Raw genomic sequence first — 14,925 nt, 5'->3', positions numbered from 1 at the left:
GCCGGCGCACGCCCCGGATCCCCGCCCCGGCCAGGAGACGCTGCGGGCTCACTTGGCGCTCCGGGCCGGCAGCGTCATCTCGTCGAACATGACGGTGCGCCCGGTCTGGCCTGACTCCAGCACCGCCATGGCCACCTGCAGGGCGGCCACGGCCTCACGCCCCCCGACGGCAGTGGGCCGGTCCTCCCGCACCGCCTGGACGAAGGCGATCAGCTCTTCCTCGACCATATCGTTACGCTGGTACACCACGGGCTGCGCCTCGGTCTGCCCCGGCCGCCTGAGCCACAGGTACCCGAGATTGCCGGGATCGGCACCGTTGGCATGCCCGCCGTTTTCCTTGCGATGGTCGTGGTCGACGAAGACGGCGGCATCGGAGATCTTGTCCTGCTGGCGAGGTCGCATGCTCAGCGCGCCCTCCGGCCCCAACACCTCGTGCAGCTCGTCCACCTTGACCCCGGGCGGAAGCCCCCAGCTCCACATGAGCTGGAGCTCGTCGCCGCTCACGAACCGCACGCTCACGATCCCGGTGTCCGGCGCCGTGCGGCCCGGGCGCATGATACGGGTGGCAGCCTGGACGCTCTCCACCTCGCCGAACAAGAACCGGCCGAAGTCGTACCAGTGGATGGCCCCGTCCACGAACGGGCCTCCACCCAGCTCCCGGTCGAAAAACCACGGCTGCGGAGCCCCCGAGGTACCCGTGGCATGCCGCCAGACGACGGGCCGCCCGAGTGCTCCCGAACGGATGACCTCCGCGGCGGCCAGCCACCCGTTGTCGAACCGGCGGCAAAAGCCGACCTGCAGCTTGACGCCGGCATCCTCGCAAGCCCTCGCGGCCCGCTGCGCGTCTTCTGCCCGCAAGGCCAGGGGCTTTTCGCAAAAGACGTGGCGCCCGTGCCGGGCGGCCCCTTCCACGGCCTGCGCGTGGAGGAAGGTCGGAAGGCAGACGTCCACCACGTCGACGCCCGGCCACGCCAGGGCCTCCCGGAAGTCGGCCGTAAAAGAAGGAACCCCGAACCTGAAAGCGGTTTGCTGGGCTCGGGGTTCGTCGATGTCGGCCACCACCAGTACCCGTACGTCAGGGAGCCGGTTGAGCACTTCCAGGTGGCGCTGCCCGAAGCGTCCGCAACCCAGAAGCGCCACGGTTACTTCTTTCGAAGCGTGCATCTCTTCGTATCTCCTCTTGCGGCCGGCGGCGGCGCGACCCGGCGGCGGCCCACGACGGTGCCCCGGCACTGGTTGTCAGGATACTCCCTCAGCTCATACATCGGAAGGCCGACCGGCACGAAACAGCCCCGTTCGCCTCGGTGACGACGGTTCGCCGGTAGACGAGACAATCCTGCACGATGGCTCCAGGAGCTAAGGTCGGCCGCCCCGGCCCCCCTCATGCAATGCGCTGCAAGCGCCGGGCGAGCATCGAGTACCGCTGGGCCACCGAGGCGTTGCGAACATACGCATGGACGGCCTTCCTGTCCCCCACCAGGACCACCAGCCGTCGTCCTCGGGTGACCGCGGTGTACAGGAGGTGACGGGTCATGAGCGCAGGCATCGTCCAGACCACGGGCATGACCACGCACGGAAACTCGTTGCCCTGGCTCTTGTGCACCGTGATCGCGTAAGCCAGCTGGAGCTGGTGCCATTTCTCCTCGTCGTATTCAATGAGCCGCCCGTCGTCGAAACGCACGTGCACCACCCGTTCGTCGGGGTCGACCCGCCAGACGGTGCCGATCTCTCCGTTGAACACCCCCACCTCTCCACCCTCGCCGTCTCGTGACGGGCCGGAGCCGTCCTCCGGCACCAGGCGCGCCTGGTAGTCGTTGCGGACCTGCATGACCCGGTCCCCCTGGCGCACCACCCGCTGGCCCAGCTGCAGCTCCGCCTTCCCTCGTCCCGCCGGGTTGAGCGCCTCCTGGAGCAGCCGGTTGAGCGCGTCCGAGCCGGCCGGGCCCCGGTGTGAGGCAGTCAGCACCTGGATCTCCTCGACGGGGCGCAAGCCGAACTGCTGTGGAATGCTGGTGGTGACCAGCTCCCGCACTTTCCAGGCGACCCTCTGCGGGTCCGGCTCCTCGAAGAAGCGCAAACTCCCCTCTTCTCGGGCCGCGGTGCGCCTCTCCTGGGAGGCCGGCCGGACCGCCGTCTGCGCTCTCGAAGGGCCCGCATGGACCACGCTGCGCCCGGCCAGGATCTGGTGGGCGCCGACCACGATGCGGCTGCGGGCCGCCTGCCGGAACAGGTGAACCAGCCGTACCAGCGGCACGACGCCCGATTGAATGAGGTCCCTCAGCACCTGCCCGGGTCCCACCGACGGGAGCTGGTCGACGTCGCCCACCAGCACCAGCCGGCTCTCCGGACCCAGCGCCGCCACCAAATGGTAGGCAAGGGAGATGTCAAGCATCGAAGCCTCGTCTACGATGACCAGTTCGGCATCGATCGGGTTTTTCGGACCCCTTGCGAACCGGGAAGCACTGGACGATCCGGGCCGCACTTCCAGCAGGCGATGGACGGTGGACGCTTGAACGCTCGGCTCCTCTTCCGGCACCCCGCACCGCACCGCCTCCTGCAGGCGCTGGGCCGCCCGGCCGGTCGGGGCCGCCAGGGCGACGCGAATGCCGGCTCGCCTCGCCAGGTACACGATGAAGCGGACCAGCGTCGTCTTGCCGGTGCCCGGTCCCCCCGTCACCACCAGGAGCCCGCTCTCCATCGCACGGCGCACGGCCTGGAGCTGCTCGGGGGCGAGCCGGGTGCCGAGCCGGGCCTGGGCAGCCTGCAGCTCTTGCTCGAGCCGGGCCGGCAGCCACGGCTGATACGCCTGCCGGGCCAGTTCAAGGAGGCGGCCCGCCAGCTCCGTCTCGTAGCGATGGAAGGCGGCCGGATACACCGCGCCGTCTTCTTCCACCAGCTGGCCGCCCGCCACGAGCGCTCCCAGCGCCGCCCCCAGCATCTCGTCGGGATAGGCGTGACCGGCGCCACGCCCCCCGCCGAGAACCGCCCGTACCCTCTGGAAGAGGACCTCGCGAGGCAGGTAGACGTGCCCCTCCTCGCCGGCCTCGCGCATGACGTGCCACAGCGCGGCTTCCACCCGGCGCGGCGAGTCGGGCGCGATCTGGAAACGCTCGGCCAGGTCGTCCGCCCTTCGAAAGCCGATCCCATCCACCTCGAGAGCAAGCGCATACGGGTCGGCCCGGACTGCGGCCGGCGCCTGGGTGCCGTAGCGCTGCAGGATGCGCCGGGAAAGGCCCGGGCCCAAGCCGAGGCCGTGCAGGAAGACGAGAGCTTCCTGGGTTTCCTTGCGCAGGTGCAAACGCTCGGCGATCCACCGGGCCTTGCGCGGCCCGATGCCCGGTACCGAGGCGAGACGCTGGGGGTCGGAGGCGATCACGTCGAGGGCGCGCTCCCCGAACGCAGCCACCAGCCGCCGGGCGGTCGCCGGGCCCACCCCTTTGATGATACCGGAGGCGAGCAAGCGCTCGACCCCCTCCCGGGTAGCCGGCGTCACCGGCTGGTAGGCCTCCGCCTCGAACTGGCGCCCGTAGGTCGGATGGAGGGCCCAGCGGCCGACGACGCGGATCTCCTCTCCGGGCGCCGGCAAGGGAGTCCAATGCCCCACGACGGTCAGAGGTGGCCGGTTCGGACGCTGTTCGAGGCGGATGACCGCGTACTGGGTGCCCGGATCATGGAACGTGATGCGACGCACGACGCCCTGAACTACGTCCGACGGCCTCGCCTGGTCGTCCATGGCACCATTGTATCATTCGATGCGCACCAGTCCCGCCCGGATGGCGGTGAGAGCGGCCCGGGTCCGGTCGGCCGTCTGGAGCTTGCGGTAGATGCTGCTCACGTGGTTCTTGACGGTGTGCTCACTGATGACCAGCCGGCGGGCGATCTCCTGGTTGCTCAACCCGAGCCCGATGAGCGCGAGCACTTCCCGCTCGCGCGGCGTGAGTTGAGCGATGGCATCCGTTTGCCTTCGTCGTTGGTCCGGAGCGTCGACGTGCGGCTGCGGGATGGCTCATCCCTCCCCGCTGTTGCCCATCACCACCCAACCCTCCGGAGGCAGCACGGGGGCGTGCTGTCGCGCCATGGTATGCAACGGGTGAGGAGAAGGACCAGCCATTCAGCCTGCCCGGCCCTGCAGGGCAACGCAAAACCCGCCGTCCGGGTTTTCCGAACGGCGGGTTCACTTTCGATGGAGGCGGCGGGCCGGGCATCCGGGGGTTGGGGGTTTTCCTTTTTGCGTGCCGCCCCAGCCTGCCGCTCCACGCCTGGGTCCCGGCATCGGCCTCGTAGCCTCAGCCTGGCTTTATCGTACCAGGGGAGCTGGAACCGGTGTATCCACCCGTAGTCTCATCTTTCGTGGCCTTCCTTGGGCCCTGAGTCCTAAGCTGGCTCACGGGATCCAGCCGGAACGGATGGCCCAGATGGCCGCCTGGGTCCGATCCTTCAGGCGGAGCTTGCGCAGGATGCTCGTCACGTGGTTTTTGACGGTCTTCTCGCTGACCACCAGCGCCTCGGCGATCTGCCGATTGGTGCGGCCATGGGCGATGAGCGACAGCACCTCCACTTCGCGTCCGGTGAGCTGCGGCCACGACGGCTGCTCGGGAGCCGGCACCGACGCCGCGTCACCACCGGCGGCCGTGCCCACCTCGATGCGATGCTGCTCCTGGTCCGGCGGGGCCGAAGCGCCCGTCACCGGGCCATAGACGGCCGCCGTCTCCTCAGCCGCCGGCGTCCACGGCGTCTCGGGAGGGCGCTCGCGCAGCGCCCTCACCAGGCTGCCTACCAGTTTCGCCGAGATGTAGACCTCCCCCTGCGCCACCCGCCGGATGGCGGTCACCACCGCGCCCGGATCCTCGTCCTTGATGAGATAGCCCCAGGCCCCCGCCCGGGCCATCTCCACCACGTACTGGTCATCGGTGTGGATGGTGAGCGCCACGACCCGGGACGCCGGCGCCCGCACCCGCAGCAGCCGGGTGGCTTCGAGCCCGTTGACGCGCGGCATGCTGACGTCCATCAACACGACGTCGGCCTGGGTCTCGCACGCCTTTTCCACCGCCTCGGCACCGTCGATGGCCTCTCCGACCACCTGGAGGTCCGGTTCGAGCTCGAGGATGCGACGCAATCCCGCCCGCACCACTGCGTGGTCGTCGGCGATCAGGACCCGGATGGGGCGGGACAGCGACCCTGCGTCTATCACGGCACGGCTCCTTTCCTCACGGTCCTGACCGGCTCACCCGACCTTGGACGGATCGGCAGGCGGGGTCGCCTCGACGGGGAACCGCGCCACCACCCTGCTGCCGTGGCCGGGTGTGGAATGGATGGAAAAGCGCCCGCCGAACAACTTGACCCGCTCCTCCATGCTGATGAGCCCGATGGAACCGCGTTGCCTGGCCTCCTCGCGTACCCGTTCCACGTCGAAGCCTCGCCCGTCGTCGCGAACGGTAACGTTGAGGTAGGTTCCCCCGACCTCCATGTACACCCAGATGTGGGAGGCCCCGGCATGACGGCGGGCGTTGTGAATCGCCTCCTGGATCACCCGGAATGCGGCCACCTCCATGGCCGGGTCGAAGCGCCTTTCCGGTCCATGTACGACGACCTCGATGGGGGGTCCTCCGAGGGCAGAGAGCCGGTCGGCGTGGCGACGGACGGCCGAGATGACCCCCAGCTCGTCGAGGGCCATCGGGCGCAGGTCCGAAATGACCCGCCGGACCTCGGTGAGGCTCTCCTTGACCAGCGTTCGCAACCTATCGAGCTGCCGCCGGACCCCCTCGGGGCCTCCGTCGACCATGCGTTCGGCGAGCTCGAGCTCCACGGCGATGCCGGCCAGGCTCTGCGCGGTGCCGTCGTGGAGTTCTCGGGCGAGGCGCCGGCGCTCCTCCTCCTGCGCCGTGATGATGCGCCGGCTCAGCTCCTGGCGGGCTTGCCAGGAGCCCAGCGACTCCGAGACGCCCGAGTAGTGGCCGTGCAGCGCCTGAAGCGCCGCCCGCATGTTGGTCTCCGTCGTCTCGGCCTGGCGCACCAGATCGCCCAGGCGGGCCACGGTACGCTCCAGCTCGGCCCGCCGTTCCTTCAAGAACCGCTCGCGTTCTCGGGCCTCCCCCAGGAGGATCTGGATACGCTCCGCGGCCTCGTAAGCCTGGCGCACGTCTTGCTCGGTGTGGTTTTGGAAGTCGCGGCTGACCCGGAAGAGGTCGAAGCGGGCGACCCGGCTCTTCGCCTCCAGGTCGTCGACCTGCTCGACCTGCCGGAGGACCTCTTGCTTGACCTGCTCGAGGGCGGAGCAGGCGCGCTCGTACTCCGAGCGTACGACCTGCACCAGTTCGGACAGCCGCCGGTGACCATCCTCGACGGCTCGAAGGGTGGCGTCAAAAATGCGGGCGATTTCGGCCGCGCCGGGTAAGGCCGCGTCCTGCGACGTTGCCGTCCACCCCCGCTGGCCGCTATTCGTGGGCAGGGGGCGGCTCCCTGCCGCCCCCGAAAGGAAAGACGCCGGGGCCTTTTCGGGCACCCGGCGCCTTTCCGGTGGGGTTTGGGGGGTTGTGGCCTTAACATGGGCCGCAACCCGCCCGTTTATGCGTGCGGTGGGGCCGGCAGAATTACCAGTTTCTGGATTACTGCCGGCCTCCGGGGAGCTCGGGCTCGCCGCGCGCCTCCTGGACGGCGCGCCGGCAGCTGCAGCGCCGCTCCTGGGGTATCGCCGGAACGAGCTCCCACAAGAACGTGCGCAGGTGCTCCAGGTTGGCGTTGAACACCCGCAGCACCTCCTGGTGGCTCACCGGATGCACCTCCGGATGCCCTTCGAGGCCCACGTCGTAGTCCGTCACCAACGAGACGTTGAGGTAGCACATCCCGAGCTCCCGCGCCAGGATCACCTCGGGGTACTGGGTCATATTGATGACGTGCCAGCCATGCTCCCTGAACTCCCGGCTCTCGGCCCGGGTGGAGAAGCGAGGGCCCTGGACGACCACCACGGTCCCACCGGTGCGGTGGGGGATGCCGAGGCGCGCCAGCACCCCGGCAGCGACCTGGCGCATCTCGGGGCAGTAGGGGTCGGCGGCGCCGATGTGCGTCACGACCGGCCCCTCGAAGTAGGTATCCTGCCGCCCCCACGTCCGGTTGACGAACTGATCGCACAGCACGAACGTGCCGGGCGGGATGTCGGGCTGCAGACTGCCGGCGGCGCAGGGCCCGACGATACGGCTCACCCCCAGGCTCTTCATGGCCCAGAGGTTGGCCCGGTACGGCACCCGGTGGGGCGGGTAGCGGTGATCCCTGCCGTGGCGCGGCAGGAAGGCCACTTTCCGCCCGCCGATGGTCAGAATCGAGATCTTGTCGCTGGGAGGCCCGTAGGGCGTCTCGACCCACAGCTCTTGCACGTCGTCCGCAATCTGGTAGAATCCGGAGCCCCCGAAGACTCCGATTTCGGCTCGCGGCCCGGGATCCGTCATGGGCGAATGTCCTTCCTCTCCCTCAACTTGCCCCGCCAGGGCGGGCCGGTTAGAATGGTTTTGCGCCTGCCGGGCGCCACCTTCTCTGCAAGTAGGATGGCGTTTGGGCGGGCGCCTGTTGCCTTGGAAAGGGGGCGCGAGCCATGGCGGACGGCTCCTTCCGGAGGGTGATCCAGGATGAGGAGCACCGCCGGGAAGAGTTCCTGGACCGGCAACTCGAGGTCGGTTGGGAGGAAGACCCCGCCGACCAAGCTCTGGAGCCCCGGGACCGGTTGACCACGGATCGGCTGGTCGAGGTGCAGCAGGAGGAGATGGGTGAGCCACCGAGGCTGTGGCGTCACGGGTGGCCGCGCAGCGGCGCGTCGCCGGCGCACGGGGCGAGGCGGCGCCCGCTGATCGCCTCTTCGATGGCCCGCCGCAACAGGAGCGGGTCGTAGAAAAAGACCGGGTATCCCCGAAAGTCCGAGGCCTGCCTCTCGAGCACGGCGAGCGTCGCCTGCCGGAGGCGGGCCTCGATGTTTACGCGGACCCCTTCCAGCCGTTCGGACAGCGCGGCATTGACCTGCTCGATCTGCCGCGTCAGCGCGCGCCGGGGAGCTCCCGGCTGCTGGATGGCCCGGACGAGCCGCCTCTTCTCTTCGGCAAGCCGCGCCAGCGTGTCGTCGGCTTCGCCGGGAGCCACCCACCGTTGCGGATTGAAGCGCAGGTCGCGCAGCTGCCGGCGCAGCTGATCCGGCGGCTCCGCGATTTCGGGCCGCGGCAGGTCGGCCAGCGCCAGGCTCATGGAAGCCACGGCGTAAGGGGGCGGCTCGATGCCGTAGAACCGCCGGGCCACGGCGTCCGTCACCCGGTCGTAGCGGGCTCCCCCCACCCCGTGCACGAACAGGTCGGCCAGGAACAGCCTCACGAACAGGGTCAGCGTCACCGCCCGGGGGCGGATGGCCAATCCCGCCCGCTCCAGGGCCTCGGCGAGCTCCCGGGCGCCATCCGGCCGGGAGAGAGGCAGCTCTGCCACCGGGCCATCCACCGTCGATAGCTCCAGGGCGTCCCGGCGGGAGCGGTCCTGCCTCGCGTAGAGCTTGCGCCGGCGGAGGCCCGGCGTCAGTATCCAGAAGGGCAGTTCCACCCGCCCGCCCGCCGGCTCGACCAGCAGGTCCGGGAAGGGATTGGCCCTGGAACGGATGTGATGTTGCGACCGGTACGCCGCCAGCGTCTCGTTGTGAATGAGGGCGAACTCCCGAGCCCGTAGTGCCACGTCGGCGAAAAAGAGCCGGAACGGCCAGGTCGAGGTCAGCTCTCCTGCCGGTACCTCGAGGTACTCCGCGTAAGCCCCGAGCGCCATGGCCTCGAAGCGGTGGCGGGCAGCGGTCACCCACTCGGCCAGGCTGGCGGGCGCCTCCCGGTCGCCGCCCGTCCTCGGAGGGGCGGCGGCGACCCGCATGAATTCCAGGAACCGGCGGATGAGGCTCTCGCCGGGCTGCCCCAGGGTAGCGAGCCGCTCCACCACGCCGGAGGCGAACGCGTCGAGCTCGCTCGCCCCGGGCGCCGGCACCTGGCAAAAGGGATACCCGTAGCCCACCGGGGCAAGCGTGACCGGCTCAACGGTGAGGCGCCCCTCCTTGCGAACGGGGACCGGCGCCGCCATCTGGGCCGCGGTGTCGTAGTCCACGACCACGTTGACGGCGACCGCGCCGGGCACGGTGCGTGCGAGGGCCCCGATCAGCGCGTTCTTGACCACGATGCCCGGGTGGGCCAGGATCGGCTGGTGTCCGGTGACCATCCAGCGCAAGGGCCGGACGGGCCCGTGGGTGGCGTGGTTACCTGCGCTCGGGCCTTCCCACCACCCGTAGCGGCGAGCCTGCCTGGTGCCTATGGCCAGCGCCGCCTGCCGTAGCGCTCCCCGCAGCTCGGCGGCCGGGACTCCCCCTACGTCGAACCGCTCCGCCTCCAGCGCTTCCGCGTTGCGGGCGGCGAGCTCCGCCAGCGCAGGCGCCGGCGGGTCCACCAGGGCCTCCCCGAGAGGCGGCAGGGTCCATGGCCGGCGGGATGGATGTGGCGCCAACGAGACCGTCCCCACCCTTTCTCATCTCAAACGAGCGCCGATGGGTCCGCCACGCCGGCGAGCTCCCGGGCGATGAGCGGCTCGGCGTACCGGCAGCCGATCAGGTCGCCGTAGTAGCGATCCCGGGTGCGCAACCGCTCGGGCACGGCGCGGCCCGCCTCGTTGACCCCGAATTGCGACGTGTATGCCTCGACGGCGGGTAGCTTGCGCTCTTCCCAGAAGGCGGAGACGTCCACCGCCAGCGAGGCGGGCGCGTGCAGGCGCAGGTGGGTCGCGACGAAGTAAAGGGCGCGAGGTACCAGGTACGGCTCGCCCGGCATCGAGGTGCGAGTCAGCTTGCCGTAAAAGCGCGCCGCGTCGGTCAACGCCGACGCCGCTACGTGATCGGGGTGCAGGTCCTCCCAGTAGTGTCCGAGCAACAGCTTGGGCCGGAGCAGGCGGAGCACCGAGGCCACGGCCGTGCGGCCGTCGACGGTGTCCTGCAGGGCGCGGTTGGGAAGCGCCAGCGTGACGCGGGTCTGCACCCCCAGGATGCGAGCGGCTTCATGGCTCTCCGCCCGCCGCCGCTCGGGGCTGCCGAACGGCGTCGGCTCGCCGTTGGTCAGGTCCAGGATGCCCACCGAGAGGCCGCGGGCGACGAAGGCAGCCACCGTGCCTCCGACGGCCAGTTCCACGTCGTCCGGATGGGCTCCGACGGCAAGCACGTCGACGGGACGATCCAGTCCGGTCCCGTACAGCGCCTCGATGGGCAGCGAGGGGGGCGACCCCGGCGCGCCGGCAGGGTCGCTCAGCAACACCCGGCCTGCCTCCTGGCGACCGCCGGACAGCCGTCGGCCCGGACGGCCCTGCGCCACACGTCGTCGTAGTAGCGCCGTCGCGCCGAGGGGTCGTCGAGCCCCCGACCGAAACGGCGCTCGAAGTTGGGCTTGTAGATGAGGGGCACCGGCAGCTCTACGATGCTCAGCCCGTGCCGCCAGGCCTCCACCCAAACCTCCAGGGGCATCGCATATCCGTCCTCCGAGAGGTGCAAGCGCCGTAAGGCGCTTACCTGGTATCCCTTGAACCCGCAAAACGCATCCGTGATCCCGAAACCCGTCAGCGCATTGACGCGGGCCGTGAACTCCCGGTTGATCGCCAGCCGGTCGAGCGGCACCTCGCCCTCGCTCCCGGCCACGCGCGCCAGGTAGCGGCTCCCGGAGACGATGTCCCATCCCTCCTCCAGGCGCCGGAAGAAGGCAGGGATCAGGGCCGGCTCGTGCTGCTCGTCGCAGTCCATGGTCACCAGCTGATCGAACCCGTAGGACTGGGCCCAATCGAAAGCGTCCCGTAGCGCGCGGCCATACCCCAGGTTGCGGGGATGCCGGAGTACCGCGATCCCGGGTATGCCCGCCAGCACCGAAGCCGTGCCGTCGGTAGAGCCGTCGTCCACCACCAGCACGACGGCCTGCGGTGCGACCTCCCGCACTCGCTCGAGCACCTGCCTGGCGGACCGCTCCTCGTTGAAGACGGGGATGGCGACTATCTGGCGCCGCAAGCTCAAAGCGAAATGCCCCTTCCGGTATCCCGCGATATTGTAACGGGGGATGCCTGCCGGGGTCTACCGGCCACCGGCACCGCCGGGGTCCGAGCTCCACCACCCGGTCGTCCGCACGAAAAGACCCGGGCGCATGGAAGCGGGAAGGTCGCCCGGCCGCATCGGCTCCCCCGGCGCTTTCACCAGGCGCCATCCCATCTCGAGCAGGCTCTCCCGGCTCACCACGAAAAGGCCGGCGCCGAACGACGCGCTCCGGTGCAGGGACCAGCCGCCCGGCTCCAGCGTCAGGGAAGCGGCCCCACCCTCTGCGAACCATCCCCACCGCTCCGCCAGCAGGCCCCGGATGCCTGCATGCCCCATCCACGTCCAGGCCCGGTAGCCCTCCCCAGCAGGCGTGACGCGAACGTCGCCCCGCAGGTACCGGCCAGGGGAGGCCCGCAGCCAGCGCCCTGCCTCGGAGGAAGGGCCGGGATGGTCCCCGATTGAGGCCGACCATTCGGCCACCTCGCCCTCGAAGCGCGCACAGACCGAGGCCGCCATGCGCTCGCTCCCGTACAGGAGGCGTCCCTCGGCGACCAACGCTGTCGGATCCGGCTCCACCGCCCCGCCGGAACGGCGCCGCAGGGAGAACGCTCCGGACCACCGCTTGACGGCCCCGGTTGCACCGGTCTCTTCGGGTGCAGGGCCGGCGCGGGTCCACGAGAGCTCGGCCTGTTCGGGAGTGAGCCGAAGCGCCACCGTGCCCCACCGGGGGTTGTACTCGATCGCGAGATGGGACGGCCGCAGCCTTTCCGGACGGGCCTCGAGCCCTGTGGCCAGCCGCACCCCGCTCGACGGCTGCAAAGCCCCTTCCACCCGGGTCCCCGGGGTCAGGCGAAGGCCATAGGCCGAAAAAGTTGCCTCCACCCTACCCTGCACGCGCAGGTCCAGCTTCCGGGAGAGCGAAGCGGCGAGATCGATCCAGGCGGTAGCAGGCGCCCCGCCTTGCCCCTCGTGGAGAGTCCTGGCATCCACCCCCAGGGACCAGCGTCCCCTCGGCGCGGCCGGGCCTGCCGCGGCTGCAGTGAGGCGGGCGACGGGATAGACCCGGGGAACGGCCTCGCACCCGCCATCGCCCTGCCCGACTGCCAGGCCTGCCCGGGCATCCAACCGGACCGCGCCCGCGAGGGAGCTCGGGAGCGAGGAGCCTTCGGGCGTGGCGGTTACCGCCAGGGCCTGCCGCAACCTGGCGGGATCCCGCGCGTCATCGGCGGAGTGCCACAGCAGGCTGCCCATCCCGTACAGCTGGGTGAAGCGCCCCATGTCCGCACCAAGCCCCAAACGGTGGGCCAGACCGCCGGTCGCGAGCCGGGCCGCGCTCCACTCCACCGTGGTGCGGCCGCCCCCCGCTCCGGGGCCTGCGAGCCCCGTCTCCCCGCCCGCTTCCCACGTCTGCCACGCGGTATCCCTCCCTCCTGCCCATGGAGTGACGAGCCTGGCCGTCCACGCGCTTGGCGGCAGCCCGTCGACCGGGACCGGGTATCCGGCCGGGTCCATGGGCCGGCCCGGATCAAGGCTCATCCGGTACTCCACTTGAGCCTCGCTCTTGTCCTCGTCGCTACGCCGCCACCCTGCGTGCAGAGCCGGGCCTTGCCCCCCCTGCCCGGAGGCCATGGGGCCCGTAACGGTCAGCCAGGTCGTTTGCTTCTCGTCCCGCCGGTCGACGGCCTGTACGAAGCTCTGTCCGCCGTCGAGCCGCCACGTAGCCACCAACCCGGACCCTCTGGCATCGCCAGCCTCCCACTCCCACGCAACGCCCGGAACCAGGCCCCCGCCATCCCCGGTGTCGGAAGAGGGGGGCTGCAGCAGACGCCCGTCCACTGCCGGAGGCTGCACGCGATCCCCCCTGGCCGGGTCGAGCAGCCCTGCGGTCACCTCGTGGAGGGCCGTCCCCCACTCCAGCCGTGCCGGCAAGCGGCCATCCGGCCCTGCAGCAACGACCAGCTGCCCCCTCGCTTCTCCGGCACCGACCGTGACCAAAAGCGAGCCGTTGCCGTCTGGTGCCGCGCCGGAGGTCCACTCCATCCGGCCTGCCGCGTCGACGCGCCACGCCGGCGACCCTCCTGCCGGTCGAGCACCGGGAGAAGGAGCGGCGAGCACCGCGGGCGCACTCACACCCGGCCGGACGACGAGGATGGCCGGCTCTCCCCGGGGTATCCGGACTGGCTCGTGATCCCCCCGTGCCGCCGCCGGGCGCTCGACCCACAGCATGTGCACGCCTGCCGGCAGCGCCATGCGGAAAAAACCCGACCGGTCGACCCTGGCCGACACGCCGAGGCTCGAGGCCACCACCCATTCGTCCTGCCCGCTCGCGGGCTCCACGCGGCCAACGACCACCCCGTGCCCGTCCACCAGCTCCCGGGACAAGGGCAAGGAGGTGGACGCGGGCGCAAGAGACGCCTCGAAACGCCCGTAGCGCATCGTGCCTCGGGCGATCACCTCCACCTCGCCTCGCCCCGCCGCTTCGGGCGTCACCATCGCCCGCACCGACAGCGACGAGGTCGCGCTCCCTCGAGGAACGCCCACTTGCCAGAGCAGCCTCCCTTCGCTCCACCCGATCGTCTGACGGCGGTGATCCTCGTCTCCCCCCGGGGATGGCCGCCACGAATCGGGGAGGACCTGCAGCCCGGAAGGAAAGCGGAGCTCCACCAGGACAGACGGCTCGCCCCCCGGCACGAGATCCGGCAGGCCCCGCGCAAACTCCACGCTGGCGTCGATCTCGACGACGTCGCCGACCCACAGGGCCCGCCGCCCGGCGAGGTTGCGCATCGCCAGCCGGATAGAGGGCGTGTCAGCGGGCCGGAGCAACAGTTCGGCCTTAGCGGCGCTTTGCACCCGTGCATCGGCAGGCGGCACCCGGACCTCCCCGGCCGCTCTCCGGTAACCCGGCGCCTCGGCTTCTACTCGGTAGACGCCGGCATCCAGACCGGAGAAAGTCAGGCTCCCCTGCCCGTTGGAGCGGCCCGACCGCCCCGGCGGTCCCCCCGGGCGCCTCAAGGTCACCAGAGCCCCGTTGACCGGCCTGCCATCCGCGGCGTCGCGGACCTGGACCTCGAGCGCCTGAGCGACCGCCCCGCTCTCGACGAGCAGGACCGTCGTGCCTCCAATCCGCCGCCGGGCCTGTCCCCGCTGCCAGAAATCCACCACCACGCAATACAGACCCACGGGCAGGCCGGTGACCTTGGAGGCCGGGACCTCCAGCATCTGCCATCCGGACCCTACCGGCCCGGCCAACACGTCCCACGGCGTCAAGACGCTGCAGTGGGTGCCCGGCGCGGCCGGGCCCAGTCTGACCCAGATCGCGCCCTGGCCCGGGACGTCAGCGTAGACCTGTAACGGCTGCGTAGAGCCTTTGACGTAAGGGTTGGGCCATGCCAGGACAGGGTCGAGGGTCACCCCGCTCGGCTGAAGCGTGTAGCGCACGGGAACGGAGTAAGGAGCGGAGGCGGCCCGATCCGTCCATTCGGGCCGGAACCTCCACTCGATGTGGGCGACGGTCTCGGCAGGCACGTTTACCTGGCGCCCCGTACCCGGGTACGTCAGCGGGGTGAAGTCCGGTACCTGGCCTTCGTACCAGCGCAGGCCCCACTGAAGCCGGTTCAAGGGAAGCCGAAACGTCCCCTCGGGACCCTGGCTGACCAGAGCGGGTGCCTGGGGCTCGGGAATGATCGAGACCAGCCCCTTCGGCACCAGGAACCCGACGTGTCCCACGACGGCGCCCGTGCCGGGGCGCACCGGATCGGCCGGCAAGAGCACGGGAGCACCTCCCGGGGGCATGTCCACCTCCCATGCACGGACCGGGACGGCCGCAAACGAGAGCCCAAGCAGCGCGCAAAGCACGAAGCGCC

The 14,925-nt window shown here is 70.6% G+C and carries 10 protein-coding genes; all 10 read right to left on the bottom strand.

Annotation, left to right across the window (positions count from 1 at the left end; all coding sequences use genetic code 11):
* Positions 1-48: 48 nt before the first annotated feature.
* Positions 49-1,164 (bottom strand): Gfo/Idh/MocA family protein, encoded by a 1,116-nt coding sequence (locus tag U7230_RS02355; protein ID WP_324717144.1) that lies wholly within the window; start codon positions 1,162-1,164, stop codon positions 49-51.
* 217 nt (positions 1,165-1,381) lie between these two features.
* Positions 1,382-3,733, bottom strand: coding sequence for an SF1B family DNA helicase RecD2 (gene recD2, locus U7230_RS02350; RefSeq protein ID WP_324717143.1), 2,352 nt, complete (start codon positions 3,731-3,733; stop codon positions 1,382-1,384).
* Positions 3,734-3,745: 12 nt separating this feature from the next.
* On the bottom strand, positions 3,746-3,949 hold the full coding sequence (locus tag U7230_RS02345; protein WP_324718165.1) for a response regulator transcription factor: 204 nt from the start codon (positions 3,947-3,949) through the stop codon (positions 3,746-3,748).
* 435 nt (positions 3,950-4,384) lie between these two features.
* Positions 4,385-5,191 carry a response regulator transcription factor gene (locus U7230_RS02340; RefSeq protein WP_324717142.1) on the bottom strand — a complete coding sequence of 269 codons (807 nt, stop codon included), beginning with the start codon at positions 5,189-5,191 and terminating at the stop codon, positions 4,385-4,387.
* 33 nt (positions 5,192-5,224) lie between these two features.
* On the bottom strand, positions 5,225-6,502 hold the full coding sequence (locus U7230_RS02335) for a sensor histidine kinase (protein ID WP_324717141.1): 1,278 nt from the start codon (positions 6,500-6,502) through the stop codon (positions 5,225-5,227).
* 103 nt (positions 6,503-6,605) lie between these two features.
* Entirely contained in the window at positions 6,606-7,442 is an 837-nt protein-coding gene (locus U7230_RS02330) for an S-methyl-5'-thioadenosine phosphorylase (protein ID WP_324717140.1), read from the bottom strand.
* A gap of 337 nt (positions 7,443-7,779) precedes the next feature.
* The gene (locus U7230_RS02325) at positions 7,780-9,504 is read right to left on the bottom strand and encodes a hypothetical protein (RefSeq protein ID WP_324717139.1); all 1,725 of its coding nucleotides are present in this window, start codon (positions 9,502-9,504) and stop codon (positions 7,780-7,782) included.
* A gap of 26 nt (positions 9,505-9,530) precedes the next feature.
* The gene (bshB1, locus tag U7230_RS02320) at positions 9,531-10,301 is read right to left on the bottom strand and encodes a bacillithiol biosynthesis deacetylase BshB1 (protein ID WP_324717138.1); all 771 of its coding nucleotides are present in this window, start codon (positions 10,299-10,301) and stop codon (positions 9,531-9,533) included.
* Positions 10,292-11,044 (bottom strand): glycosyltransferase family 2 protein, encoded by a 753-nt coding sequence (locus U7230_RS02315; RefSeq protein ID WP_324717137.1) that lies wholly within the window; start codon positions 11,042-11,044, stop codon positions 10,292-10,294. Before U7230_RS02315 ends, bshB1 begins: the two co-directional genes overlap by 10 nt.
* Before the next feature lie 57 nt (positions 11,045-11,101).
* The gene (locus U7230_RS02310) at positions 11,102-14,833 is read right to left on the bottom strand and encodes a carboxypeptidase-like regulatory domain-containing protein (protein ID WP_324717136.1); all 3,732 of its coding nucleotides are present in this window, start codon (positions 14,831-14,833) and stop codon (positions 11,102-11,104) included.
* Between the last annotated feature and the right edge of the window lie 92 nt (positions 14,834-14,925).

Source organism: Limnochorda sp. L945t (genome assembly GCF_035593305.1).
GTDB lineage: Bacteria > Bacillota > Limnochordia > Limnochordales > Geochordaceae > Carboxydichorda > Carboxydichorda subterranea.
The sequence above is the reverse complement of the archived record's forward strand: the minus strand, read 5'-3'. Positions and strand labels throughout refer to the sequence as shown.